19 protein-coding genes, 1 tRNA gene and 3 rRNA genes are annotated in these 26,099 nt (G+C 46.3%); 10 read left to right on the top strand and 13 right to left on the bottom strand.

Annotated features, from left to right (window positions below; translation table 11 throughout):
* Positions 1 to 48: 48 nt before the first annotated feature.
* From gspF to gspC, 4 genes are read right to left on the bottom strand one after another with little or no spacing between them, the layout of a single operon-like run.
* Entirely contained in the window at positions 49 to 1,272 is a 1,224-nt protein-coding gene (gene gspF / locus L1D15_RS13545; protein WP_239871754.1) for a type II secretion system inner membrane protein GspF, read from the bottom strand.
* Positions 1,272 to 2,756 (bottom strand): type II secretion system ATPase GspE, encoded by a 1,485-nt coding sequence (gene gspE / locus L1D15_RS13540; RefSeq protein WP_239876114.1) that lies wholly within the window; start codon positions 2,754 to 2,756, stop codon positions 1,272 to 1,274. Before gspE ends, gspF begins: the two co-directional genes overlap by 1 nt.
* Positions 2,756 to 4,786 (bottom strand): type II secretion system secretin GspD, encoded by a 2,031-nt coding sequence (gene gspD / locus L1D15_RS13535; protein ID WP_239871745.1) that lies wholly within the window; start codon positions 4,784 to 4,786, stop codon positions 2,756 to 2,758. Before gspD ends, gspE begins: the two co-directional genes overlap by 1 nt.
* 39 nt (positions 4,787 to 4,825) lie before the next feature.
* Positions 4,826 to 5,695 (bottom strand): type II secretion system protein GspC, encoded by an 870-nt coding sequence (gspC, locus tag L1D15_RS13530; RefSeq protein WP_239871742.1) that lies wholly within the window; start codon positions 5,693 to 5,695, stop codon positions 4,826 to 4,828.
* Between the two features lie 254 nt (positions 5,696 to 5,949).
* Here gspC and hslR point away from each other — a divergent pair, with 254 nt between their 5' ends.
* From hslR to L1D15_RS13510, 4 genes are all read left to right on the top strand, one after another.
* Positions 5,950 to 6,336, top strand: coding sequence for a ribosome-associated heat shock protein Hsp15 (gene hslR, locus L1D15_RS13525; protein ID WP_239871739.1), 387 nt, complete (start codon positions 5,950 to 5,952; stop codon positions 6,334 to 6,336).
* 54 nt (positions 6,337 to 6,390) lie between these two features.
* Positions 6,391 to 7,266, top strand: a complete 876-nt coding sequence (gene hslO / locus L1D15_RS13520) for an Hsp33 family molecular chaperone HslO (protein ID WP_239871737.1) — start codon at positions 6,391 to 6,393, stop codon at positions 7,264 to 7,266.
* Positions 7,267 to 7,605: 339 nt separating this feature from the next.
* Entirely contained in the window at positions 7,606 to 9,237 is a 1,632-nt protein-coding gene (gene pckA / locus L1D15_RS13515; protein WP_239837873.1) for a phosphoenolpyruvate carboxykinase (ATP), read from the top strand.
* A gap of 111 nt (positions 9,238 to 9,348) precedes the next feature.
* The gene (locus tag L1D15_RS13510) at positions 9,349 to 11,307 is read left to right on the top strand and encodes an AsmA family protein (RefSeq protein ID WP_239876113.1); all 1,959 of its coding nucleotides are present in this window, start codon (positions 9,349 to 9,351) and stop codon (positions 11,305 to 11,307) included.
* Here the strand turns inward: L1D15_RS13510 and L1D15_RS13505 are convergent.
* Genes L1D15_RS13505 through L1D15_RS13495 form a run of 3 tightly spaced genes read right to left on the bottom strand, consistent with a single transcriptional unit; the run spans position 11,259 to position 13,578 of the window.
* Complete coding sequence (locus L1D15_RS13505) at positions 11,259 to 12,200, bottom strand: bifunctional GNAT family N-acetyltransferase/hotdog fold thioesterase (protein WP_239876112.1); 942 nt, start codon at positions 12,198 to 12,200, stop codon at positions 11,259 to 11,261. The genes L1D15_RS13510 and L1D15_RS13505 overlap by 49 nt on opposite strands.
* Before the next feature lie 57 nt (positions 12,201 to 12,257).
* Positions 12,258 to 12,692 carry a D-aminoacyl-tRNA deacylase gene (gene dtd / locus L1D15_RS13500; RefSeq protein ID WP_239876111.1) on the bottom strand — a complete coding sequence of 145 codons (435 nt, stop codon included), beginning with the start codon at positions 12,690 to 12,692 and terminating at the stop codon, positions 12,258 to 12,260.
* Complete coding sequence (locus tag L1D15_RS13495; RefSeq protein WP_239876110.1) at positions 12,664 to 13,578, bottom strand: virulence factor BrkB family protein; 915 nt, start codon at positions 13,576 to 13,578, stop codon at positions 12,664 to 12,666. Before L1D15_RS13495 ends, dtd begins: the two co-directional genes overlap by 29 nt.
* 62 nt (positions 13,579 to 13,640) lie before the next feature.
* On the opposite strand from L1D15_RS13495, the gene L1D15_RS13490 reads away from it, so the two are divergent.
* Entirely contained in the window at positions 13,641 to 14,282 is a 642-nt protein-coding gene (locus tag L1D15_RS13490) for a DUF2959 domain-containing protein (protein WP_239837869.1), read from the top strand.
* A 31-nt stretch (positions 14,283 to 14,313) separates the two neighbouring features.
* On the opposite strand, the gene L1D15_RS13485 is transcribed toward L1D15_RS13490, so the two are convergent.
* Together L1D15_RS13485 and typA are read right to left on the bottom strand one after the other, a co-directional pair.
* Positions 14,314 to 14,856, bottom strand: a complete 543-nt coding sequence (locus L1D15_RS13485; protein ID WP_239876109.1) for an AAA family ATPase — start codon at positions 14,854 to 14,856, stop codon at positions 14,314 to 14,316.
* Positions 14,857 to 14,935: 79 nt separating this feature from the next.
* On the bottom strand, positions 14,936 to 16,765 hold the full coding sequence (typA, locus tag L1D15_RS13480) for a translational GTPase TypA (protein ID WP_006957230.1): 1,830 nt from the start codon (positions 16,763 to 16,765) through the stop codon (positions 14,936 to 14,938).
* Between the two features lie 489 nt (positions 16,766 to 17,254).
* On the opposite strand from typA, the gene glnA reads away from it, so the two are divergent.
* The 5 genes from glnA to add all read left to right on the top strand — a co-directional run bounded on the left by glnA (position 17,255) and on the right by add (position 25,231).
* Positions 17,255 to 18,664, top strand: coding sequence for a glutamate--ammonia ligase (glnA, locus tag L1D15_RS13475; RefSeq protein WP_206375592.1), 1,410 nt, complete (start codon positions 17,255 to 17,257; stop codon positions 18,662 to 18,664).
* A 279-nt stretch (positions 18,665 to 18,943) separates the two neighbouring features.
* Positions 18,944 to 19,990, top strand: a complete 1,047-nt coding sequence (glnL, locus tag L1D15_RS13470; protein WP_239876108.1) for a nitrogen regulation protein NR(II) — start codon at positions 18,944 to 18,946, stop codon at positions 19,988 to 19,990.
* A gap of 38 nt (positions 19,991 to 20,028) precedes the next feature.
* Positions 20,029 to 21,432 (top strand): nitrogen regulation protein NR(I), encoded by a 1,404-nt coding sequence (glnG, locus tag L1D15_RS13465; protein ID WP_239871717.1) that lies wholly within the window; start codon positions 20,029 to 20,031, stop codon positions 21,430 to 21,432.
* Positions 21,433 to 21,587: 155 nt separating this feature from the next.
* Positions 21,588 to 24,128, top strand: a complete 2,541-nt coding sequence (locus L1D15_RS13460; protein WP_239876107.1) for an EAL domain-containing protein — start codon at positions 21,588 to 21,590, stop codon at positions 24,126 to 24,128.
* Between the two features lie 98 nt (positions 24,129 to 24,226).
* A complete protein-coding gene (add, locus tag L1D15_RS13455; protein ID WP_239876106.1) occupies positions 24,227 to 25,231 on the top strand; it encodes an adenosine deaminase in 1,005 nt (334 codons plus the stop codon).
* A 200-nt stretch (positions 25,232 to 25,431) separates the two neighbouring features.
* On the opposite strand, the gene L1D15_RS13450 is transcribed toward add, so the two are convergent.
* The 4 genes from L1D15_RS13450 to L1D15_RS13435 all read right to left on the bottom strand — a co-directional run.
* Positions 25,432 to 25,522 (bottom strand) — tRNA-Ser (locus L1D15_RS13450).
* A 69-nt stretch (positions 25,523 to 25,591) separates the two neighbouring features.
* Positions 25,592 to 25,707 (bottom strand): 5S ribosomal RNA (gene rrf, locus L1D15_RS13445).
* Between the two features lie 18 nt (positions 25,708 to 25,725).
* Positions 25,726 to 25,820 (bottom strand): 5S ribosomal RNA (rrf, locus tag L1D15_RS13440).
* Between the two features lie 159 nt (positions 25,821 to 25,979).
* Positions 25,980 to 26,099 (bottom strand): 23S ribosomal RNA (locus L1D15_RS13435); the annotation flags it as partial.

The following is a 26,099-nucleotide window of genomic DNA, read 5'->3' as shown; positions in this document are numbered from 1 at the left end:
TCTCCAAATAAAAATTCATAGCGAGAGATTAAACTGCTCTCAGTATGACTATCCACTCATTAAGTTGTTCATTTCTAAAATTGGCATCAGGGTCGCCATTACGATAAACAGTACTAAGCCAGCCATCAGTGCTATTAATGCTGGAGTGAAAATACCTAAGGCGATATTGACCGTTGATTCAAAGTTAGCATCTTGGTTATCAGCCGCGCGAGTCAGCATGCTTTCCAATTCACCACTTTGCTCACCACTGGCGATCATATGCAGCATCATCGGCGGGAAGAGTTTGGTTTGCTCAAGTGACTTACGCAGGCTTGCCCCTTCACGAACATTATCTGTCGCACTCAGCACCTGCTGTTTAACATAATGATTAGACATCACATCCACCGCCACTTTCATGCCATCTAAAATCGGAATCGCACTGGAAGTACAGATCGACAACGTACGCGCAAAACGCGATGTATTGAGGCCGCGGGAGATTTTGCCAATCATAGGCATATGAACGATTTTTCGATCCCAGCTCAGACGCAAATTCGGTTTGCTAAGGGCAAACTTAAACAGATATACAACGGCAGTCAAAGCCACCAGAATCTGAATCCCCCAATTCTGAATGAATTCACTAGACGCGAGTAGAAATTGTGTCGATTGAGGCAATTCCTGCCCCATCTGCACAAACTGACCTACAATTTTCGGTACTACTGCCGCGAGCAAAAAGGCGACAATACCAATCGCAAACACCACCAACACAACAGGGTAAATCATTGCCTGCTGCAACTTGGAACGCATTTTCTGGCGATTTTCAGCGTAATCAGCTAGTCGCTCTAGCACCGCATCTAAGTGGCCCGATTTCTCACCAGCAGACACCATAGAACGGAACAAATCATCAAAGATGTGCGGAAAATCCGCCAGACTGTCCGACAAGGTGTAACCTTCGGTAACTTTAGAACGTACCGCCAATAACATAGTGCGAATACGCGGTTTCTCCGACTGCTCCGATACGGCTTTAAGGCACTCTTCCAAAGGCATGCCAGATTGCACCAAAGTCGCCAGCTGACGAGTGATCAATGCTAAATCAGGCGTACTGATACCACGTTTAAACGTCAACCCTGCCTGTTCCGTTTGCTTTTTCGCTTTCTGGCGTGTTTCACTCACTTCAACGGGCATCAGCCCTTGTTCTTTGAGCCTAGCTCGGACCTGACGAGCGTTATCACCTTCAATTACCCCTTTCTGGGTTTTGCCTTTCTTATTGAGGGCTTTATATTCAAACGCTGCCATTAGCCTTCCTTAGTCACCCGAATCACTTCTTCGAGAGACGTAATACCCAGACGCACTTTGCTCAAACCATCTTCACGAATGCTTGGTGTGTACTCACGGATGGCTTTTTCTATCGCTTGCTCTCCCGCTTCGCTGTGAATTTTTTCCTGCACCTGCTCATCCACGACTAGGAGTTCATGAATACCGGTACGCCCACGGTAGCCTTTGTGGTTACAGTGCTCACAGCCGTTAGCTTTGTATAGTGTCAGCTCATCATCGCTCGACAGTTCAAACAACTTTTTGGTTTCATTATCTGCCTCGTAAGGCACTTTACAGTCTGGACACAGTGTTCGAACTAAGCGCTGGGCAAGCACGCCAAGCAATGAAGAAGAAATCAGGAATGGTTCAATCCCCATATCACGCAAGCGAGTAATCGCCCCCACTGCCGTATTAGTGTGCAAGGTCGACATTACTAGGTGGCCGGTCAAAGAAGCTTGAACAGCAATCTGCGCTGTTTCTAGGTCACGGATCTCACCGACCATCACAACATCTGGATCCTGACGTAATATAGCGCGCAGACCACGAGCAAAGGTCATGTCTACTTTGGGATTGACCTGTGTCTGACCGATACCATCAATATCGAATTCAATCGGGTCTTCAACGGTCAGGATATTACGTTCATTGCTGTTAAGCTCCTGAAGGCCAGCATACAAGGTGGTCGATTTACCTGAGCCCGTAGGACCAGTGACCAAGATGATGCCGTGAGGACGCTCAATCATGCTGCGGAAGTTTTCATGGTTAGCCGGCGTCATGCCTAGACTGTGTAAGTCCAGTCGAGTGGCGTTCTTGTCAAGCAAACGCATAACCACACGTTCACCATGAGAAGACGGCATGGTTGACACACGCACATCAACAGCTCGCCCGCCAATACGCAGTGAAATACGGCCATCTTGAGGCACACGTTTTTCCGCAATATCCAGCTTGGCCATGACCTTAACACGAGAAACTAATAACGGTGCAAGCTTGCGACTTGGTGATAGTACATCGCGCAACACACCATCCACTCGGAAGCGAATGGAAAGCGCTTTTTCGAAGGTCTCGATGTGAATATCCGACGCCCCTTCTTTGATCGCTTCACCGAGCATGGCATTGATAAGTTTGATGATTGGTGCATCGTCATCCGACTCGAGCAAGTCTTCATCCTGTGGGAGATCTTCCGCTAACGAGAAAAAGTCATCATTATCTGCACCAAGATCTTCCATTAGCTGACGGGCTTCTGAGGAGTCACGCTGATAGGCTTCCGTCAGTTTGGAGTCAAACTCATCTTTCGACACTTCACGCAACTCAAACTGTTCACCCACCACGCGCTTCACTTCAATCAAGGCTTCAAATGCCAATGGCGCAACATAGTAGAGAGTGAGTCCCTGTTCTGTTGGCTCAAGAACCAATTTGAAGCGATTGGCAAAGCTGAATGGTAAGCGACGAAATGTGGCTATTTCATCCATCACTGAGTTTCCATTTGGTCAAGGAAGGCTTGAATCTCTGCTGGGTGACTGATCTCTTCACCAAACTTAGGCAGTACCGGTGTTCGAGCATCTTCCATCAGCTTCAGGCCTTGATCCGCTTTGTAAAGCTGCTCAGCACGAATAAAGTTGTACTTACGCTGAGTAATACCGTCTGCCGTCATACCATCACGAATGATGGTTGGCTTGATGAAGACCATCAGATTAGATTTTTGCATTTGTGAACTGGTCGACTTAAACAAGCGGCCAAGATACGGGATATCACCAAGCAGCGGTACTTTAGACTCACTTTCTTGCGCACGCTCATCAATCAGGCCACCCAGAACAATCATTTGGCCATCTTCTACCATAACCGAGGTATTAAGCTGACGTTTAGCAAAACTGACATCCACCGCAGCATTACTGGTTGCCGGTAGCACGTTAGACACTTCTTGCTCAATGGTGAGCTGGACTGAGTTGCCTTCATTGATTTGAGGTACAACTTTCAACTTGATACCGACTTCTTTACGATCCACCGTCTGGAATGGGTTGTCGTTGTTTGACCCTGCAGCAGACCCCGTAATGACAGGCACTTCTTCACCGACAATGAAGGACGCTTCACCGTTGTCCATCACAGTAATGCTCGGAGAAGACAGAATGTTAGAGTTGGTGTCGCTTGATACTGCGCTGATCAGTGCAGTCCAATCTCCCATTACTACACTGAGGGCCGCACCGTTAACGCCAGAAAGCGCGGAAGCTAGCGTGGAATAATCACCAGGTTCAGTCACATCATACGGTACTCGATTACCGTTATTATCAGTGTAATACTCTGTACTTGTCTGATCTTCGGCTTCTTCGAGGCCAACCATCACTTGGCCAATGGGTGTGCCGGTATTACCGTACTGAATCATCGCACCAGTTTCGAGCGAGCCCCACTGGACACCTAAGTTAATACCGTCACCTTCTGTCATTTCGACAATCAGGGCTTCAATCAGCACCTGTGCACGGCGAATATCCAATTGAGAAATGACATCTTGCAGCGCATTCATAATATCTGGCGGCGCGGTTAGAACAAGCGCATTGGTGCCAGGGTGAGCTGAAATCATCACTTCGCCGCGCTGGGCACTGGAGGATTGCTTAGTGCCTGAGGACTTTTCGGCTTGAAGGTTATCCGACACCCCTTTGAGTACATCAACAAGGTCTTCTGCTTTAGCGTACTTGAGGTACACCACACGGTTGTTGCCTTTGGTCGCCATCTCGACATCCAGCTGCTTAATCAACTTACGCAACCGCTGGCGAACTTGAGGATCACCGGAGATAAGGATGGAGTTAGTACGGTCATCGGCCACCAGCTTTGGCTGAAGAAAGGCTGGTGTGCTTTTCGCGTCATTAGTCTTGTTCAACGCTTCAACAATTCGCACCATTTCGGCCGCTGAAGCATTGTCTAACTCAACCACTTCGATTTCTTTGTCACCGGCTTGGTCAACACGTTTGATGATGTCGGCTAATCGGTTAACGACCGCTGCACGGCCGGTAATCAAGATGATATTGGCAGGATCGTAGTGAACCACATTACCCGCCCCTGCATTATCATTCAATTGACGCAGCAAAGGGGACAATTCACGCACCGAAACATTACGAACCGCTACGACACGAGTGACCACTTCGTCACCTTGAACGGAACCATCACCGACAACAGGTATCGCTGATGTTTTGGCGTCTTTCGACTTGATGACTTTGATAACACCGTTATCCATTTCAACAACAGCGTAGCCATAGACTTCGAGCACATTTAAGAAAAAGCTGTAGTACTGCTCTTCTGATAACATATCGTAACTACGAACATCAATCTTGCCACGTACTGACGGGTCAACGATGATGGTTTTTTCCAGATTCCGACCAACAATGTTGATGAACTCTTGAATATCTGTGCCTTTAAAGCTCGCACTGTATTCATTCGCGAATACAACGGCAGGTGACGTCAACAAGCTTCCTGCTAAAAGCCAAGCGCTTTTTTTAAGCCAATGGTTCACTCTCTACTCCTCGGAATGATTCACGCATCTGCATCATTCTTATAATTCAATATAAATTTCATAAGGCTGGCCATCTCTCTCTACCGTTAAATTAAGTTCGGTAAGTTGAGACATATTTTTGAAGATCTCCCCCATCGCTGCAGGGTTACTGAGATCTTGGCCATTGATTTGTGTTGCTATATCCCCTGACTGTAAGCCAACCGATTCGAATAGTTCTTTCTCTTTACCTGGGGTTAAGCGATAACCAATAACTTCACCGTCTCTTTTTATTTGAGACATGCGAACATATTGGAAAATTTGTTTGGCATCTTTGCGAATAACAGAACGAATTTCTTCCAGCTTATCTGCGGAAACGTCTGCTTTTATTGATTTGGTCTTTGGTTGTGGCTGCGGATCTTTGGTGTATTTTAGCCCTTCTAACATGACTGTTTCATTGCGACCTGAGTTATCGACGATAATTCGGTCATACAACACCTGTACAACCGTCGCTCGAGTTCCTTCCAGTGCTTCACCAATACCATAAGTGGCCTGTTGACCTCGACTGGCAACTACTGCAAGGTTTTTATCCGGCTCGGTACTCGTCACAACACCAACCAAAATTACATTCAAGCGACTTTTTGGGGCTTCTGTCACCACTGGCTTTTTCACAACAGGGGCTTGTTGTGCTTGGTAACGGCCAAACAGGTGACTATTTTGCAGATCAGCAATGTTCAAACCTGAACCTTTACTCACGCTGCCCGAAACCAATGTCGGCTGCCATGGCGTCACAGATTGCGATTCCATCGGTTTCCAGATCATCGCACCAGCCACCCAAGCACTCAGCCCTAACAATAACACTGTTGCCATTGAGCTCAGGCGGTCCTGATTTTTTATGAAACTGTCCTGTCGAATTACACCACGTATGTTCACTCACAATCCTTTTGATCACCAGCTGACGAAGCCATGCAAGGTACTGTTTACCAAGCAAAGTACTCTATAATTAGAGTTTTTATTTGAACCAAGCATTCTACCAAAATATGAAATAGGCTAAATAGCTAACGGCCTGATTAACATGTAAAGCGGCGGAATTTTACCACATACCTTGAAAAATGCGCGCTTCATCACCATTGTTACACCAATAATTTGGCACAAGATTCACCACCAGTTAGAGGCGAGTATCCACAATGGGTTCCCAAACTGAAGCAGTTAGACTTGATAAATGGCTATGGGCAGCACGTTTTTACAAAACTCGCTCCATTGCTCGAAATATGGTCGACGGCGGCAAAGTTCACTATAATGGCCAGCGCAGCAAGCCGAGTAAAGCTGTAGAGCTTGGCGCAATGATTACGCTTCGTCAGGGGCATGAGGAAAAAACCGTCATCATTGAAAAGATTTCCGATCAGCGTCGTGGCGCACCGGAAGCTCAGACTCTTTATACAGAGACGGTAGACAGCCTTGCTAAACGTGAAGAAAATGCCTCCCGTCGCAAACTTCACGCCCATAACCCAAGCCCAGATCGTCGCCCTGACAAAAAGCAGCGTCGCGACATCATCAAATTCAAACATCAATAAGTATCAGCCCAAACTGGCCTGATATCAGTACCATACGTACGAGGAAATGCTTACATGGCAAACAATGTTTTAAATCGCTACCTTTTTGAAGACCTGTCTGTACGTGGCGAGTTGGTACAATTGGACGACGCTTACCAACGTATTATCTCCAGCAAGGAATACCCAGCCCCACTTCAGAAGCTACTGGGTGAGCTATTAGTATCTACAACCCTGCTGACTGCAACCTTAAAGTTCGAAGGCTCTATTACTATGCAGCTGCAAGGCGATGGCCCAGTTTCTCTGGCTGTCATTAATGGTGATAATGACCAGAAAGTTCGCGGTGTCGCGCGCTGGGAAGGTGATATTGCTGACGACGCTAGCATTCATGACATGATGGGCAAAGGTCACTTAGTCATCACTATCGATCCTAAGAAAGGTGAACGTTACCAAGGTATTGTTGGCCTAGATGGTGACAACTTATCTGAAATTCTTGAAAGCTACTTCGCCAACTCAGAGCAGTTAAAGACTCGTATTTGGTTGCGCCTCGGTGAACACCAAGGTCAACAGCATGCTGCTGGCATGCTGATCCAAGTTATGCCAGATGGTACTGGAACGCCTGAAGATTTTGAACATCTAGAGCAACTGACAGATACCGTTAAAGACGAAGAGCTATTCACACTTGAAGCCAACGATCTGCTTTACCGTCTATACAACCAAGAGAAAGTTCGTCTGTTTGAACCACAGCCAGTGACATTCCACTGCGGCTGTTCACGCGAGCGCAGCGGTGCCGCGATCGTCACTATCGAGCGCTCAGAAATCAATGACATTTTGGCAGAGGTTGGCTCAATTTCTTTACATTGTGATTACTGCGGCACGAATTACACGTTTGATGAAGCTCAAGTTGCAGAGCTGTTCGATCAGACTGATTCGGGCAACAAAACGTTGCATTAATTTTTATAATTTAAGAAGCACGTAATTTACCAGTCAAAAGGCCAGCATATCGCTGGCCTTTTTGTGATCAAAGCCCCGTTAACATTAGACTTTAACGTAATAAAACAACCACTTAATTTTAGTCAATTAATAATCCTTCTTGCTCTAGCGCAATCCTTTGCGTGCACGATACACTATCTCGGCCAATATGTGATGAGTCGCTTAAAACCCCATAGAAATCATGGATAAATTTTGAGCTATATCCCTGTTTTCACAGAGACCCGTTGCTAGCATGGTGAGCAGATAACCATCAAAACATTATTACAAAATCCCTACAAAATATTCCTACAAGGAGCACCTATGACCGTTATGGAACATGCAAAGGCTGCAACAATTGATCTTACCAAACACGGGCTTCACAACGTAAAAGAGGTTGTCCGCAATCCAAGTTACGAAATGCTGTTCGAAGAAGAAACGCGCGCAGATCTGGAAGGCTACGAGAAAGGGGTAGTCACAGAGCTCGGTGCAGTCGCCGTGGACACGGGTATCTTTACTGGACGCTCACCAAAAGATAAGTACATCGTTAAAGACGCAACAACAGAAGAACACATGTGGTGGACTTCTGATAAAGTCAAAAACGACAATAAACCCATCACTCAAGAAATCTGGAATGATCTCAAAGAACAAGTAACTAACCAACTCTCAGGTAAACGTGTCTTTGTGATTGACGGTTACTGCGGTGCCAACCCAGATACACGCCTCAGCATCCGAGTTATTACTGAAGTCGCTTGGCAAGCACACTTCGTTAAGAACATGTTCATTCGCCCAAGTGAGGAAGAGTTAGCAACATTCGAGCCTGACTTCGTCGTCATGAATGGCGCGAAGTGCACCAACCAGAAATGGCAAGAACACGGCCTGAACTCTGAAAACTTCACAGTTTTCAACCTGACTGAGCGCATGCAATTGATCGGTGGCACTTGGTACGGCGGTGAGATGAAGAAAGGTATGTTCGCTATGATGAACTACTTCCTCCCGCTCAAAGGCATTGCTTCTATGCACTGCAGCGCCAATAAGTGTAAAGAGAATGGTGATGTTGCAGTCTTCTTTGGCCTATCAGGGACAGGTAAAACCACACTCTCTACTGATCCTAAGCGCGAGCTGATCGGTGATGATGAGCACGGCTGGGATGACGATGGTATCTTCAACTTCGAAGGAGGGTGTTACGCCAAGACCATCAAGCTATCGAAAGAAGCCGAACCGGACATCTACAATGCAATTCGTCGTGATGCTTTGCTTGAAAACGTAACAGTTCGCAGTGATGGCTCCATTGACTTCGATGACGGCTCAAAAACAGAAAACACGCGTGTGTCTTACCCCATCGAACATATTGAAAACATTGTTAAACCAGTATCGAAAGCCGGCCATGCAAATAAGGTGATTTTCTTATCTGCAGATGCGTTCGGCGTGCTACCTCCGGTATCAAAATTGACGCCAGAACAAACCAAGTATCATTTCCTATCGGGCTTTACCGCAAAACTAGCTGGTACAGAGCGTGGCATTACCGAACCCACTCCAACCTTCTCAGCGTGTTTTGGCGCGGCATTCTTGACCCTGCATCCAACCAAATACGCTGAGGTACTGGTGAAACGTATGGAAGCGGCAGGAGCAGAAGCTTACCTCGTCAATACTGGCTGGAACGGCAGTGGTAAGCGTATCTCTATTCAAGATACCCGTGGCATCATTGATGCGATCTTAGATGGCTCGATTGAGAAAGCGGAAACGAAGCATATTCCTATCTTCAACTTGGAAGTTCCAACTGCGTTACATGACGTTGACCCAACAATCCTAGATCCTCGCGATACCTACACTGACCCGCTGCAGTGGGAAAGCAAAGCCAAGGATTTGGCACAGCGCTTTATCAACAACTTCGATAAGTACACCGATAACGCTGAAGGTAAGTCACTGGTTGCCGCTGGACCTCAGCTAGATTAGTGATATCGCCACCAATTGCTTAGCTAAGCCCCTCTTGGGAGGGGCTTTTTGTTGCCTGAAAAGAAAAAATGTTCCAAGCTAGCAACATTACTTAGAGGAAAGGTCGAGATTTTGAAGAAAGCATTGCTGCTAACTGCCATTGCAATTGTCAGCCTGATCAGCTTACCGCTACTGGCCCTGTTCGTTCTGCTCAACACTAGCTATGCGAGCCAAGTAGTCAACGGGATGCTACAAAATCTAACCCCCTATACCATCACTACTCAACGCGCATCCTACACACCTCCGTATCAACTGACATTAGAAGATGTTGAAATCGGTGCTGAATCAAACGCACTGCACATTCCTAAACTGACACTTTGGCTAAGCCCATCACTGTGGAAAAACAATAAAGCCAGCTTGGATTCAGTTTTGATTGAGGGGGCCACTGTCGACCTGACTGATTTCAATTCGCCCTTGCTACAATCGGTTAACTTAGAACAGCTGGCTCTACAACACGTCGATATCACCGCTCCCGGCTGGTCTGCCCGCGATGTCAACCTTCAAGTCACACAACCTCAATGGAGCAGTGCACAGCAGTACTTACCCTATGGGGATGTTCAGCTTTCCGCCCAACAGCTTTATATTAAAGGAGAAGCTCTAGATAACCTGCTGATCGACGCTCAATATCAAGCCCAAGACAGCACCATCTATGGCGCCTCTTTCCAATGGCACGGCGCTGACATCTCAGGTCAAGCTGAACAATTTTCTCAAGGCTGGTCATTGATCAATGTCACCGTCAATAAGCTTGAAATGCCGTCAAGCACCTCAGCAGAAAAATTGCTCTCGCGCTTGAAATCTCTCAATCTACCGGTGTACCACATAAATAGCCTCGATCTTCTCAGCAGCAACATCCACTATGCTGGGTGGCAATTTAATCAGCTCGATGCATCCCTCGAAAATCTCTATCTCGACCGTCCGCTTTGGTTACAGGAGAATGGCTACATCTCCTTTGATGCTGAAAGTGCCGATTTCGAACAAATTCGCCTCATTTCGCCAACTGCAAGGTTAGGCTTGAGTGCTAACCAAATCGCCGTAGATGAGTTTGATGCCGATTTCAAACAAGGAAGAATCCAGTTCAACGGCAAGATCACACCAAACAAAGTAGCCTTGAATCAACTCAAGGTTTCCGGAGTAAAATGGCTAGAACAAACAGACCAGCTTCTCCGCACACTCTCCGATGTGTCGAAGCCACTTCACTCATTGAGTATCGCTGATCTCGACATCGAAAATGCACAACTGATACAAGTAGAACGCTCACCCTATTGGCAAGTGTCCGGTTTGAATATCGAAGGAGAGAATCTCACCTTGATTCATCAAAATCAGGTAGGATTGCACAACGGTCATCTAGAAGTCAGTGTTAACAACGCCAGCATTGAGCAACTGATGACGACACAAGCAGTACTCACCGCCACTGCACAGCAGGGTGACATTACTTTACAACGCGCGTTCGTGCCGTTGGATCAGGGCTATATTGAAGCAAGCGGACAATGGCAAAGGCAATCAGCCAGTGCACCTTGGCAGCTTTCATTGCATACCGATGGGTTTCAGGTCAATCAACCACTTCTTCAAGCACAGCTGCCATTTAAACTAGCGGGCCTGGCAGAAGTCGAATTGGAACTGAGTGGACTCTCAGGTGACTACGCCATGCTGGCGCACAGCTTAACAGGTTCAATCAATGCTTATCTGCATGATGGTGCCTTGGAAGCGAAAACCGTAGATGGAGCAACCAATCACCTCCAGCTTTGGCCCCTTGATAAAGTGGCAGTAGACGTTGATCGTGGTCGAATTAAAGTCTCTTCAGACGGGGAAAGCGCAGAGCTTGCCGGACAAATTGATCTGACTAAACCTCAATTTGGCACACTCATTTTTACCAGTAAGCATCACTGCCAAAGATTGTGGTCCGATATATTCACTCGTACCAATATAATTGAGGATGTGTGTGGCGAGCAGGTCGAATCTACCTTACCCGCCAGCGAAGAAAATCATTCTTCTGAAGATGAAGACGCAGGCAAATCCAACATCAATTTATAATTCGGTAGCAGCATATAAGTGCCGATAAACTCTACTGCTTCCGTATCACCACTGTGAATAGTGACATGAATGACAATACGTGCCTTTCGGCCTGAGGCAAGGCGGTCTAAGTCGCCACTGATCCCATCCAAAGACGTTGAAGCAACCGGGTTTTGAGTCACTGGGTGACGATAACGGATCTGGCTATCAGCCAACACAATATCACCACTCAAACCTCGCTCTTTCATCAGCAGCCATGTCATCCCCCACCCTGTCAGGGTCGCAAGGGTAAACGCTGAGCCCGCAAACATCGTATTATGTGGGTTTAAGTTCGGATTGAGTTGAGAACAACACTCAAATTGATAGCCGGTATACTGATTGATCTTGATGCCCATCTTGTCGCTAATAGGGATTTGATGCTCCCAGCGCTCTTGCAGCTCAGTACACCACTCAGGCTTACGTAGTACGTTAGCCATCGGGTCGAGCTTTTTGACCATCTGCTGGTGACGCACAGGGCCACGCTCATCCGTTAATTCACCGCGGCGCTCAAAACCGTTCTTTTCGTAGAAAGAAATGGCATCCTCACGCGCATTACACACCAGACGCTTAGCCCCTTCTTGCCTCGCCAGCGACTCCAGAGCCACCAGCACCAGCGAGCCCATGCCTTTACTACGACGGTTACCTTTGACCGCCATATAACGAATCTGCGCTTCGTTATCTGGCGTGATATAAAGTCGACCAATCGCCATAGGGCGTCCTCGGCCATCCACTATCATACGATGATGGCTCATAGGATCGTATTCATCACGCTCGGAACCTAACGGCATCCGCCAAGGTTCGCGCAGCATCTGCCAGCGAAAATGATAATATTTGTTGAGTTGGTTTTCCGTTTTTGGCGTGATCAGCTTAAACATAAAAATCCTTTTTTAACGGTAACAATTGTACGTTACCCTTCTAGCCTATCTTTCTCATTATACCTGCAACCAGAAGGTCACCGGGCCATCATTGATCAAAGATACTTTCATATCCGCCGCAAAACGCCCCCGTTCAGTTGGTAGAACCTGTGCGCATTGGTCAGCAAAATAGTGGTATAAACGCTCAGCGTCTTCGGGATGTGCACCGCGAGAAAAGCCCGCACGGGTACCTTTCTTCGTATCCGCAGGTAAAGTGAACTGAGACACCACCAGCACTTTACCATCAACCTGTTTCACGTTGAGGTTCATCTTCCCATCATCGTCACCAAATACTCGGTAAGTCGTTACACGCTCCATCAGACGCTTGGCTTTGGCTTCATCATCGTCCTTTTCTACACCAAGCAGGACAAGTAGACCTTGGTCGATTTCGCCAACCACTTCACCATCAACACGTACCGCGGCTTCACTCACTCTTTGTATCAGCGCTATCACTATCCACTCCTTGTTGCTGAGGTTGCATCGTTTGCGCAGAGTGTACCATTTCTTGGTCCTCACTCCACTGCTCTCGCTCACCTAACGCTGCCGTTACCTCAGCGCCAACCAATACAATCAGCCAGCACAAATACACCCACACAAACAAGATTGGAATGGCCGCTAGCGCGCCATAAATCAATTGATAAGAAGGAAATTGAGTGATGTACGCGGCAAAGCCTTTCTTACTCGCTTCAAACAATAGTGCTGCGACAATCGCCCCAACTACTGCATGAGACACATAGACCTTCTTGTTTGGCACTAAGAGATATAAGCCCATAAAAGCAAAAAAGGACAATAAGAAAGGCAGCCAACGCAGTAGCAAATCATAAGCGCCAGAAATGGCTTCGCTGTCAAGAATTTTAAGGGACGTCACATAAGACGTTGCAGCGATACTCGCACCGACCAAAATGGGACCAAGTGTTAGTACCATCCAATACATAGAAAAGGAGAACACCGCTCGGCGCTTACGTTGTACTCGCCAGATATAATTAAGATTTTTATCGATGTTAGAAATCAACATTAACGCTGCAATAAACAAAAACAAACCACCTACAGCGGTCATCTTTCCAGTGTTGGCAACAAACTCAAACAAAGCCAATTTAACTGCGTCCCCTGCTGCGGGAACAAAATGAGTAATAACAAAATCTTGAATCACGTCACCAGCATTGGCAAAGACAGAAAAAGAAGACAGTACTGACAGCAACACCGTCAACATAGGGACGATCGATAATAAGGTAATGTAAGCCAAATACCCCGCATTAACGTTTACTCTGTCATGTCCCATGCGAATGAACAGATAGCGCCCGAAATTTAGGCTCTGCTTACTCAGTTGTTCGATATTCAACTTGTATCTCCTTATCAACTACGCCATCCTAACATCATCATTTTAAAGGAAAGGACACGATCATGCCGTACTTACTGGTGCTGATGCTCTCCATTTTTGCCCTTTCGGGCTGCCAATCTGCCTATTACTCAGCTATGGAACAAGTAGGCTATCACAAACGCGATATCATGGTAGATCGTGTTGAAGATGCCAAGCAGTCACAACAAGAAGCCCAGCAAGAATTCACCAGCGCACTAGAAGCACTGTCGACACTGACCAACTTCAACGGTGGTGAACTAGAAGCCGTCTACAATAAAATCAACGCTAAATACCAAGACAGCGAGCAAGCCGCGCAAGAAGTGAGTGATCGCATTGCCGCAATTGAAGATGTGTCGGACGCACTCTTTACAGAATGGCAAAGCGAACTGGATCTCTATACCAGCGACAAACTTCGTCGCACCAGTGAGCAGAAACTGAAAGAAACACAGCGTTCATACAAGGCGATGTTAAGTGCAATGAAGCGTGCAGAAGATAAAATGACGCCAGTGCTCAATACATTGCGTGACAATACGCTTTACTTGAAGCACAACCTTAATGCAAGTGCGATTGGGTCTTTGCAAGGCGAATTCGCAAGTTTAGAACAAGATATCCAGTACGCGATCAACGACATGAATGCAGCGATCGCAGAATCAGACAAGTTCCTGAAAAAGCTCAATCAAAAGTAGCCCTTTCACACCTCCTCCAAGTGAGGAGGTGTTAGTTTGTCACCTCAGTCACTAAACCAGTGACCTGACGAATAAAGGCTACCCGTTCTTTTACGGTTCCCCATGGCACTTCTATCACTTGATAACCCAGCTCAGAATAGGTTCTAACTAGCATGTCGTGAATGTCGATGGCCTCTTCAAAGCTATGAGGACGCACATCATCTTGAACGTAAATCGAGGCTTCAGGTCGACAACTCAACACCTGACTATGGTACCCAGCACTTTGAGCTAGAAACTCTTGCTCCACTTTACAGCCACCCACTTTAAGATAGGCAACAATATCAGCAATAGCCCGATCCATAAAAGCGACTTGCGATTGCTGAGCGGTGAGTTTTTGCTCCACCATCAGCTCTAAGCATAAACGGGCAAACTCAGGCAGATCAGTCCAAGGCAATACCCCTTCTGGTTGTTGGCTCTGCTGCTCAATCAACGTACGTGATCCTTCAGAAAAAGTGGCATAACCATATTCAGCTAACGCTTCAATTAAGGTCGTTTTACCCGCCCCCGGACCACCAGTAACGATAATGGGTTTCATTTTTACTGCTCTGTAATAACAAAAAGCCCTAAGTTGTATCAACTCAGGGCTTTATAGCTTAAAGAACGACTAAGTGAAATTACTTAGCGTTACGCGCTTCTCGCTTACGATCACTTTCCGTTAGGAACTTCTTACGGATACGGATACTTTCAGGAGTTACTTCTACTAGCTCGTCATCATCGATGAACTCAAGTGCTTGCTCAAGCGTCATGATGATTGGCGGAGTAAGGACCTGCGCATCATCAGTACCAGAAGCACGAACGTTGGTTAGCTGCTTACCTTTAAGTACGTTAACCGTCAAGTCGTTATCACGGCTGTGAATACCAACAACCATGCCTTCGTATACTTCTACACCGTGACCGATGAACATACGGCCACGCTCTTGTAGGTTGAATAATGCGTTGGTTAGCGCTTTACCCATACCGTTAGAGATTAATACGCCGTTGATACGTTGACCGATCTCGCCGCCTTTGTGTGGACCGTAGTGATCGAATGTGTGGTAAAGAAGACCAGAACCCGATGTTAGCGTCATGAATTCAGTTTGGAAACCAATCAGACCACGAGAAGGCATGATGAAGTCCATACGTACACGACCTTTGCCATCTGGAGACATGTCAGTCAGCTCACCTTTACGTAGGCCGATGTTCTCCATGATGCCGCCTTGGTGCTCTTCCATCACATCGATAGTTACCGTTTCGTACGGTTCCATTAGCTGACCATCTTCTTCTTTGATGATAACTTCAGGACGAGAAACCGCTAGCTCGAAGCCTTCACGACGCATGTTTTCGATCAGGATAGATAGGTGAAGTTCACCACGGCCTGATACGCGGAATTTGTCTGGATCATCGAGTTGCTCAACGCGCAGTGCTACGTTGTGTACTAGCTCTTTTTCTAGACGCTCAAGGATGTTACGTGACGTTACGAATTTACCTTCTTTACCAGCAAACGGAGACGTGTTTACTTGGAACGTCATGGTTACCGTTGGCTCATCAACAGAAAGTGCTGGCAACGCTTCAACTTGGTTTTGTGCACAGATTGTATCGGAGATTTTTAGCTCACCAAGACCAGTGATTGCAACGATGTCACCTGCGTTAGCTTGATCGACTTCGTGACGTTCAAGACCTAGGTAGCCCATTACAGTGCCCACTTTACCGTTGCGAGTCTTACCGTCCGCACCGATAACAGTAACCTGTTGGTTAGGCTTAACGCTACCACGAGTGACACGAGCAACACCGATAACACCAACGTAAGAGCTGTAATCTAGCTGAGAAACTTGCATCTGTAGTGGACCGTCTAGGTCAACTTGCGGTGCTGTCACTTCTTCAACGATGGTTTCGAATAGCGGTTCCATATCTTCGCCAGTTTCGCCTTCTTCTAGAGAAGCCCAACCGTTAAGCGCTGATGCGTAAACCACTTTGAAGTCTAGCTGTTCGTCAGTGGCACCTAGGTTGTCGAATAGGTCGAATACTTGGTCCATAACCCAATCAGGACGAGCGCCAGGACGGTCAATCTTGTTGATAACAACAATTGGCTTAAGACCGTGAGCAAATGCTTTCTGTGTTACGAAGCGAGTCTGAGGCATAGGGCCATCAACAGCGTCAACAATCAGCAGCACTGAGTCTACCATTGACATAATACGCTCAACTTCACCACCGAAGTCCGCGTGTCCCGGAGTATCTACGATGTTGATGCGGTAGTCATTCCAGTTAATTGCTGTGTTTTTAGCAAGAATGGTAATGCCGCGCTCTTTTTCGATGTCGTTCGAGTCCATGACTCGCTCTTCAGCTTCACCGCGAGACTCTAAAGTGCCTGATTGCTGTAGCAGTTTATCAACCAGTGTTGTTTTACCGTGGTCAACGTGCGCGATGATCGCGATATTTCTCAATTTATCAATCTGTGGAGTAGCCATGGATTTGATTCACTCGATAGTAGAAGCTCGCTTCAAACATAGTCGATGAATGAAGCGAGCTTACTTGATTAAAAAAACGGCCATAATGTACCAGATTTTAGCGAAAAACCCAGAAATATGTGATCTGATACGCTGGTTTTCTGATGAATGTGCTTTGATCGAACTCAATATCGCTCTGAATATACGAAATTATGCGTTGACATAGATGACGAATAGCGGCTGAATGGAATACGCTTTTGTTACATATTGGTGCAACACATGCACGTTGCACCACAAAGGTGCATTCTTAGTTCATTTTGGTGCAGAACTTTGCACCAATCTGACACTTAAACAATTAATTGCTTGAAATTAATGGAATAATTTTTTTGGCACGGTTTTGGCTTTATTTAAATCAGCATCGATTAATACGATTGAAATGAAATTAATCAATGCTGGATTTGTTAAACCAATCGAGCTAACCCGCTTTAATAACACTGGAGGTTATCCAAGATGTCAGTTGAAAACGTTCTATCGCTGATCCAAGAAAACGAAGTTAAGTTTGTTGACCTACGCTTTACCGACACAAAAGGTAAAGAGCAACATATCTCTATCCCTGCTCACCAAATCGATGCAGACTTCTTCGAAGAAGGTAAGATGTTCGATGGTTCTTCAGTTGCTGGCTGGAAAGGCATCAACGAGTCAGACATGGTTATGATGCCAGATGCATCCTCTGCTGTACTTGACCCATTTACTGAAGATGCAACTCTAAACATCCGCTGTGACATCCTTGAGCCTGCAACGATGCAAGGTTACGATCGTGACCCACGCTCTATCGCTAAACGCGCTGAAGATTACATGCGCTCTACAGGCGTGGCTGATACCGTACTTATCGGTCCTGAGCCAGAGTTCTTCCTATTCGACGACGTGAAATTCGCGACTGATATGTCAGGTTCTTTCTTTAAGATCGACGACGTGGAAGCAGCATGGAACACAGGTTCTGATTACGAAGAAGGCAACAAAGGCCACCGTCCTGGCGTGAAAGGTGGTTACTTCCCAGTAGCTCCTGTCGATTCATCTCAAGACATCCGTTCTGCTATGTGTCTAATCATGGAAGAAATGGGTCTAGTTGTAGAAGCGCACCACCACGAAGTAGCGACTGCAGGTCAGAACGAAATCGCGACTCGTTTCAACACACTGACTTCAAAAGCAGACGAAATCCAAATCTACAAGTACGTGGTTCATAACGTTGCTCACGCATTTGGTAAGACAGCGACCTTCATGCCGAAACCACTAGTTGGTGACAACGGCTCTGGTATGCACGTGCACCAATCTCTAGCGAAAGACGGTGTTAACCTGTTCGCGGGTGACAAGTACGGCGGTCTATCTGAAACGGCACTTTACTACATTGGCGGTATCATCAAACACGCTCGTGCAATCAACGCATTCGCAAACGCGTCGACTAACTCATACAAGCGTCTTGTTCCTGGTTTCGAAGCGCCTGTAATGCTAGCTTACTCCGCTCGTAACCGTAGTGCTTCTATTCGTATCCCTGTAGTACCAAGCCCGAAAGCACGTCGCATCGAAGTTCGCTTCGGTGATCCATCTGCTAACCCATACCTATGTTTTGCAGCAATGCTAATGGCTGGTCTTGACGGTATTAAGAACAAAATCCACCCAGGTGAAGCAATGGATAAAGACTTATACGATCTACCGGCAGAAGAAGCAGCAGAAATCCCAACAGTGGCTTACTCACTGAAAGATGCACTAGATTCACTAGATGCAGACCGTGAGTTCCTAACAGCTGGCGGCGTATTCTCTGACGACTTTATCGATTCTTACATCGGCCTTAAGTCTCAGGACGTAGAGCAAGTAAACATGACAACTCACCCACTTGAGTTTGAACTTTACTACTCTGTGTAATCGCTCCGTCGATTAACTCCTTCCTTAGAAAGGCTCACCGATAACGTGAGCCTTTTTTATATCTAACCCACTAACAAAAATCTTTTTATTCAATATCTTATGCTCGGCAAGCTTATTGCATTATTCAGTTCATGACGGTGCAATCAGCAATGATGGTGCTTAAAAGCGATGATATATGGACTTTTTACTTCTTCTGCATGAGTTATTGCGCCATACTTGGAATGTAACCGCACCAAAATGGTGCATTGCACATTTTAAGGTCAAGGATGAGGGACGACAGTGAGCAGCGAACTCGATAACATCATACTCAATCATCAGGTCACGTCTGTACTGATCATGAATGAATCACTGCAAGTCCGTTATGCTAATCCAGCTGCGGAGCAGTTGTTTTCACAAAGTGCCAAACGCATCGTTGACCAGCCGTTGTCCAAGCTCATCCAGCACGCTTCTATGGACTTAGCACTACTGTCTCAGCCGCTACAAAGCGGCCAAAGCATTACCGACAGTGACGTCACCTTTGTGGTAGATGGTAAGCCGCTTATGCTCGAAGTCACGGTCAGCCCGATCTCTTGGCAAAAAGAACTCATGCTGTTGGTCGAAATGCGCAAGATTGGTCAACAACGGCGTTTATCGCAAGAATTGAATCAACACGCACAACAGCAAGCAGCCAAACTACTGGTGCGTGGGCTCGCTCATGAAATAAAAAACCCGCTAGGTGGCTTGCGCGGCGCGGCGCAGTTACTCGAACGCATGCTGCCAGATCAATCCCTGACGGAATACACCCAAATCATCATCGAACAGGCGGACCGATTACGTTCCTTAGTCGATCGCCTGCTTGGTCCACAAAAGCCGGGCAAAAAACAACAAGAAAATCTCCACCTGATATTGGAGAAAGTACGTCAACTAGTCGAGTTAGAAGTCGATCGGTCCGTCACCATCGAGCGTGACTACGACCCTAGTTTGCCGGAATTCTTAATGGATTCGGATCAGATTGAGCAAGCGCTTTTAAATATTGTCAGTAATGCTGGGCAAATTCTGCAGAAGCATAACAATGGCAATATCATCATTCGCACCAGAACAGTGCATCAAACCAATATTCATGGTCAGCGCTGCAAGCTGGCTGCGCGGGTAGAGATCATCGACAACGGGCCGGGCATCCCCGCAGAATTACAAGACACCCTTTTCTATCCAATGGTCAGTGGAAGAGAAGGCGGTACAGGACTGGGCTTATCAATCGCTCAGAACCTAATAGACCAGCATCAAGGCAAAATTGATGTCGAAAGCTGGCCAGGCAGAACCACATTCACCATATATCTGCCCATTTAAATTTACGTAAGTTGCATTGCTGAAAGGATAAGTTCGTTATGAGTAAAGGATACGTTTGGGTGGTCGATGATGATAGCTCCATCCGTTGGGTCATGGAGAAAACCCTTTCGTCAGCAAATATTAAGTGCGATACATTTTCCGACGCTGAAAGTGTCTTACTGGCACTGGAACGTGAAACGCCCGATGTGCTGGTCTCCGACATTCGTATGCCGGGTATCGATGGCATCGAACTACTAAGACAAGTACATGACCGTTCACCCGAATTACCGGTGATCATCATGACTGCACACTCCGATTTAGATGCCGCCGTCAATGCCTATCAAAAAGGCGCATTTGAATACCTGCCAAAGCCCTTTGATGTCGATGAAACGCTCACACTAGTAGAACGTGCTATTGCGCACAGTCAGGAGCAAAAGCGCGACCAAGCGAGTTCAGATTCCAATGATTACAATACACCAGAGATCATTGGTGAAGCTCCTGCGATGCAGGAAGTCTTTCGTGCGATAGGTCGGTTATCTCGTTCATCCATTTCAGTCCTGATTAACGGTGAATCAGGAACGGGTAAAGAATTGGTCGCTCATGCACTACACCGACACAGCCCGAGGGCCAGCAAACCATTTATTGCGCTTAACATGGCGGCAATACCCAAGGACCTGATTGAGTCTGAATTGTTTGGGCATGAAAAAGGGGCATTTACGGGAGCCAATAGCATCCGACAAGGGCGCTTTGAACAAGCGAACGGGGGCACATTGTTCCTTGATGAAATTGGTGACATGCCACTCGACATTCAAACTCGATTACTACGGGTACTTGCTGATGGCCAGTTTTATCGCGTTGGTGGTCACTCTCCGATCAAAGTGGATGTCCGAATTGTCGCTGCGACTCACCAAAACCTAGAGAGATTAGTGCATCAAGGCGATTTCCGTGAAGATCTATTTCATCGCCTAAACGTTATACGTATTCAAATTCCAGCATTGCGTGAGCGCAAACAAGACATTGAAAAACTCACTCTACATTTTCTTGCCTTGGCCGCAGAGGAGCTAGGGGTGGATGTCAAAACGCTTCACCCTTCTGCAATTGAAGCGCTCAATAGGCTTAACTGGCCAGGCAATGTCAGGCAATTGGAGAACATCTGTCGCTGGCTCACTGTGATGGCAAGCGGGAGTGAAATCCTCCCAGCTGATCTCCCAGCTGAATTATTGGAAGAGAAATCCAACGCTCACTTCGATACAGATGTGAGCTGGCAGCAGCAGCTTTCTAGCTGGGCAAGACAGTCTCTCTCTCAAGGGGATACCGAATTGCTGACCTACGCACTTCCTGAATTTGAACGTATACTTTTGGAAGCAGCCTTAGAGCATACCAACGGCCACAAGCAAGATGCAGCCAAAGTTCTCGGTTGGGGAAGAAACACGTTAACCCGAAAACTAAAAGAGCTTTATTAACACCTAGCTCAATTAATGTATTCCATAAAGCCTGTCGCATTGTACAATTGGTAAGCATTTTAGGGCTTTATGGGTCAGCACCAGTGCACTATGGCTGTTTGCTTGCAGACTCAAACCTGCTATACGGATTTTAGTTTCAAGTATTTAAGGACAGCATGTCGTCAACTACGCAAATCACATTAAGAACCGCAGTCGTTCTCCCTTTTGTAATGATTTTTCTCTTTACAATTGGCGTTATCGTAACTGTGCAAAAGCGCAGTTATGAAGAAATGGTCTTGGACATCAGTGACAAGCAACTGACTGCGCTCACCGATAACGTTACTCTAGAGCTAGATAACTTTTTGAGTCGACCATTTCAGGCCAGTTTATCCCTCAGTCACAACATAGGCTTCAACCAATTGTACGAGAAAGGGAACACCTCTGTAATTGAGAAATTTCTTCTCACTAGCTTCCATGACTTGTATCGTTCAATCCCTCAACTTGATGTGATTGGCTTCGGTGGCGAAGGCGCCGAATACATTGGTTTTCGCAAAGAAGCCAACCAAAATTACACCTTGATGATTCAAGATGATCGCACAGAACAAAAATTGGTTATATACCGAGGACAAGTTGTCAGTGACGATATTCGTTCAGCCTTTGAAGGCTATGATCCTCGCATTCGCCCTTGGTATGCGCCAGTTGCAAAAAACCGCGTCCCTATGTGGTCGTCAATTTATGCTAATGCCGATGAACGTCAAGAGATTACCCTGTCAGCCTTAACTCCGGTATTTCAGCAACAACGTTTTCAGGGGGTCGTGGTTGCCGATATCAAAATTGGCACTTTCAACACGTTCCTAAAGAAGCAACAAGAAAAAACCAGCGCAGCAATTTATCTATTTGATCAAGAACGCAGGCTCGTTGCTCACTCAACTGGGGGAAATGTGGTCTCTTGGGGAACGCCATTAAGTGATAAAGGCCAACGTCTACTCGCAACAGAAAGCTCAAATCCCATCGTCAAAAAAAGTGCAGAATATGCATTTAATCACCAATTCCATTCCTCGCCAAAAACCAATCGCTTCAGCTTGGATGTTAATGGAAAACGCTATTTCAATCACATCACGCCCTATACCGATGAATTCGGCCTCAAGTGGTACATCGGCGTCGCTATATCTGAATCCGATCTACTTGGTCAATTGCCCGAAAGTCAAAGAGACAGTTGGATCATTGGTGTCATTGCCAGCTTTATCGGCATCGTGATTGGCCTAGTCGCTTTTAATCGCATAGTGACCCCAATTACTTCTACAGCCGCTGCGGCCAAGCATTTGGCTAAAGGTGACTGGGATAGCACCATGCCAAAACCGGGGTATATCTATGAAACCAACATGTTAGTGTTCGCCTTTAACGAAATGGCCAACAACCTCAAAGCGTCTTTTCGTGCCCTTCGCTCTCAATTGTTATTTGATTCACTGACTAAACTCTATAGCCGAGAAGGCTTTATCGATACCTGTGATGGATTGCCAAAAATGAATGGCTGCTTACTGCTTATTGGGATCAACAAATTTCGTGATATTAACGATAGCTTAGGTCATTACAAGGGAGATCAGCTACTCGTTATTATCGCAGAAAGACTTAAAGCCCTGTTTGATGAAGACTGCTACATGGCCAGAATTGGTGGGGATGAGTTTGCAATCTACTTCACTGACCATCTCAATAGTGAGCAAATCACATTTGCTACACATAGAATTCAACAAATGTTTGCCGCACCTTTCGTCATGGAACAGGAAAGTGTGGTGGTCAGTGTAGCGATCGGTGTTGTAACCGAGAGCGAACACAACAGTATGACGCTATGGCTGCGCAACGGTAGTATAGCCTTAAGTACCGCCAAGCAAGACCTCAATCAGGTCAGTCACTACAAGCCTGAAATGGCCGATATTTCGCGCAAACGCACGCTGATGCAAGCCAAAATTAAGGATGCTCTAGAACATAACGAGTTTGTGCCATTTTATCAGCCAATCGTCAATCTCAACACGGGCGAGGTAATTGGCGCGGAAGCACTGGCTCGCTGGCTATCTCCTACCTCTGGCTTGATATCCCCTCTGGATTTCATTCCTATTGCAGAAGAGAGTGGCTTAATTGGCTTAATTGGTGAGCAAATACTTACTCAGGCCTGTGAAGATACCGTGAAAGGTATGGAAGAAGGCAAATGGGATAAGAATTTTCACCTCCATGTCAACTTATCAGTGAAACAGCTCTCTAACCCCGATTTAGGGGAATCACTGCGTTCAATACTTACGTCATCAGGTTTAAATGCCGACAACTTGACGTTGGAAATCACAGAGTCGCGTATTGTGGATAATGATCCGGTGATTATTCATAACATGCAATCAATACGTGACCTTGGTATTCACATTGCTATCGACGACTTTGGTACCGGATACAGCTCATTGGCATATCTACACAAGCTGCCCTTTGATTGCCTCAAAATCGATCGCACTTTCGTCCAGAAAATGGAAAAAGAGCACCTCGACACTTCCATTGTCGCTGCCATCATCAACATGACTCAAGGAATGAAAGTTGATCTTGTCGCTGAAGGCATCGAAACCGCAGAGCAGGCACAAATGCTCGTCTCTCTTAACTGCCCACAAGGTCAAGGATTCTTATTTAGCCACCCAGTACCGTTCGAAGAGTGGCCAACAGATCTAGTGAACATGAAATAAATATCAGCACTATTAGTCGGTTTTACGCGCAATGCTTACTGACACTTCTGGCATTGATTCTTATACTTAGTGCAATTCAGACAACTGGAATTACAATAATGATAACCAAGAACTTACCACTTACAGACTTGCACCGTCACCTTGACGGAAATATCCGCACCAAGACAATCTTAGAGCTTGGTCAACAGTTTGGCGTCGCACTTCCAGCGTATGATGTCGAATCACTCACTCCGCATGTACAGATAGTTGAAGCAGAACCATCTTTGGTAGCCTTCCTTTCAAAGCTCGATTGGGGAGTGGCAGTTCTTGGTGACCTGGATGCCTGTCGTCGCGTTGCTTACGAAAACGTTGAAGACGCACTGAATGCACAGATCGATTATGCGGAGCTACGCTTCTCTCCATATTACATGGCAATGAAACACAAACTGCCTGTTGCAGGCGTGGTCGAAGCGGTTGTTGATGGCGTGGAAGCTGGTATACGTGATTTTGGTATCAAAGCGAACCTGATTGGTATCATGAGCCGTACCTTTGGCACTGACGCTTGTCAGCAAGAATTAGATGCAATTCTGACTCAAAGAGATAAAATCGTTGCTGTTGACTTAGCTGGAGATGAATTGGGTCAGCCTGGCGATCGCTTTGTTAAACACTTCACTCAAGTTAAAGATGCGGGTCTGAATGTGACAGTTCATGCTGGTGAAGCTGCTGGTGCCGAAAGCATGTGGCAAGCAATTCAAGAGCTGGGAGCCACTCGTATTGGTCATGGAGTCAAAGCTATTCACGACCCTAAGCTAATGGATTACCTAGCAGAAAACCGCATTGGTATTGAGTCATGCCTAACCTCTAACTTCCAGACAAGTACGGTAGAGTCACTAGCCAACCACCCTATTAAACAATTCCTGGATCACGGCGTGCTAGCCTGTCTAAATACTGATGATCCAGCGGTAGAAGGCATTGAGCTACCATACGAATACGAAGTAGCAGCGCCTCAAGCCGGTCTATCACAAGATGAAATTCGTCAGACACAGATCAACGGATTAGAGCTGGCATTCATCTCAGATGCGGAGAAGAAAGAACTTAAGGATAAAGTCGCCAACCGCGCTTAATCTTTTTACTCGCTTTTATTTAGCCGACATTCAATGTCGGCTTTTTTGTATCTTCAGAAGCAAGATATAGAGGGTGCAGTACTCAGTGCTTGCGCCTCCAGAGGCTACTCTTTATTGAGAAACAGTATGTATCAGGATAATGTATTTTTAATTCTTGGAATGCAAAAAGCCCGTTGCGCTAGCAACGGGCTTCTTAATAGTGGCGGAGAGATAGGGATTTGAACCCTAGATACGCTATTAACGTATGCCGGTTTTCAAGACCGGTGCTTTCAACCACTCAGCCATCTCTCCACAAATTGTCATCGTCAGATTAGTACACTGATGATGTTGTTACCCGTTTAAACGAATAACGAAATTAAAGCCTGGCGATGTCCTACTCTCACATGGGGAAACCCCACACTACCATCGGCGCTATTGCGTTTCACTTCTGAGTTCGGCATGGAATCAGGTGGGTCCACAACGCTATGGTCGCCAAGCAAATTCTTTATCAATTTGCTCGCAAATACCCCACACTACCATCGGCGCTATTGCGTTTCACTTCTGAGTTCGGCATGGARTCAGGTGGGTCCACAACGCTATGGTCGCCAAGCAAATTCTTTATCAATTTGCTCGCAAATTCAAACGCACTTTAGTGCGGCCCTTTAGGGTGAGATTTGCTTGCAAATCGAATAATTCGGAAAGCTGTTAATGCGTTCTCATACACATTCAATGTTCTWMTYTGAGTCCATCAAAACCCTTTGGGTGTTGTATGGTTAAGCCTCACGGGCAATTAGTACAGGTTAGCTCAACGCCTCACAACGCTTACACACCCTGCCTATCAACGTTCTAGTCTCGAACAACCCTTTAGGACCCTCAAGGGGTCAGGGAA

It is taken from the genome of Vibrio sp. Isolate25 (assembly GCF_022398025.1).
Lineage (GTDB): Bacteria > Pseudomonadota > Gammaproteobacteria > Enterobacterales > Vibrionaceae > Vibrio > Vibrio coralliilyticus_A.
This window is presented reverse-complemented; position numbering and strand designations above follow the sequence as displayed.

What these genes read in the sequence shown, in the direction of transcription:
- gspF (WP_239871754.1), bottom strand. Translation starts at nt 1,272, where the DNA reads ATGGCAGCGTTTGAATATAAAGCCCTCAATAAGAAAGGCAAAACCCAG.
- gspE (WP_239876114.1), bottom strand. Translation starts at nt 2,756, where the DNA reads ATGGATGAAATAGCCACATTTCGTCGCTTACCATTCAGCTTTGCCAAT.
- hslR (WP_239871739.1), top strand. Translation starts at nt 5,950, where the DNA reads ATGGGTTCCCAAACTGAAGCAGTTAGACTTGATAAATGGCTATGGGCA.
- hslO (WP_239871737.1), top strand. Translation starts at nt 6,391, where the DNA reads ATGGCAAACAATGTTTTAAATCGCTACCTTTTTGAAGACCTGTCTGTA.
- pckA (WP_239837873.1), top strand. Translation starts at nt 7,606, where the DNA reads ATGACCGTTATGGAACATGCAAAGGCTGCAACAATTGATCTTACCAAA.
- L1D15_RS13505 (WP_239876112.1), bottom strand. Translation starts at nt 12,200, where the DNA reads ATGTTTAAGCTGATCACGCCAAAAACGGAAAACCAACTCAACAAATAT.
- L1D15_RS13490 (WP_239837869.1), top strand. Translation starts at nt 13,641, where the DNA reads ATGCCGTACTTACTGGTGCTGATGCTCTCCATTTTTGCCCTTTCGGGC.
- L1D15_RS13485 (WP_239876109.1), bottom strand. Translation starts at nt 14,856, where the DNA reads ATGAAACCCATTATCGTTACTGGTGGTCCGGGGGCGGGTAAAACGACC.
- typA (WP_006957230.1), bottom strand. Translation starts at nt 16,765, where the DNA reads ATGGCTACTCCACAGATTGATAAATTGAGAAATATCGCGATCATCGCG.
- glnA (WP_206375592.1), top strand. Translation starts at nt 17,255, where the DNA reads ATGTCAGTTGAAAACGTTCTATCGCTGATCCAAGAAAACGAAGTTAAG.
- glnG (WP_239871717.1), top strand. Translation starts at nt 20,029, where the DNA reads ATGAGTAAAGGATACGTTTGGGTGGTCGATGATGATAGCTCCATCCGT.
- L1D15_RS13460 (WP_239876107.1), top strand. Translation starts at nt 21,588, where the DNA reads ATGTCGTCAACTACGCAAATCACATTAAGAACCGCAGTCGTTCTCCCT.
- add (WP_239876106.1), top strand. Translation starts at nt 24,227, where the DNA reads ATGATAACCAAGAACTTACCACTTACAGACTTGCACCGTCACCTTGAC.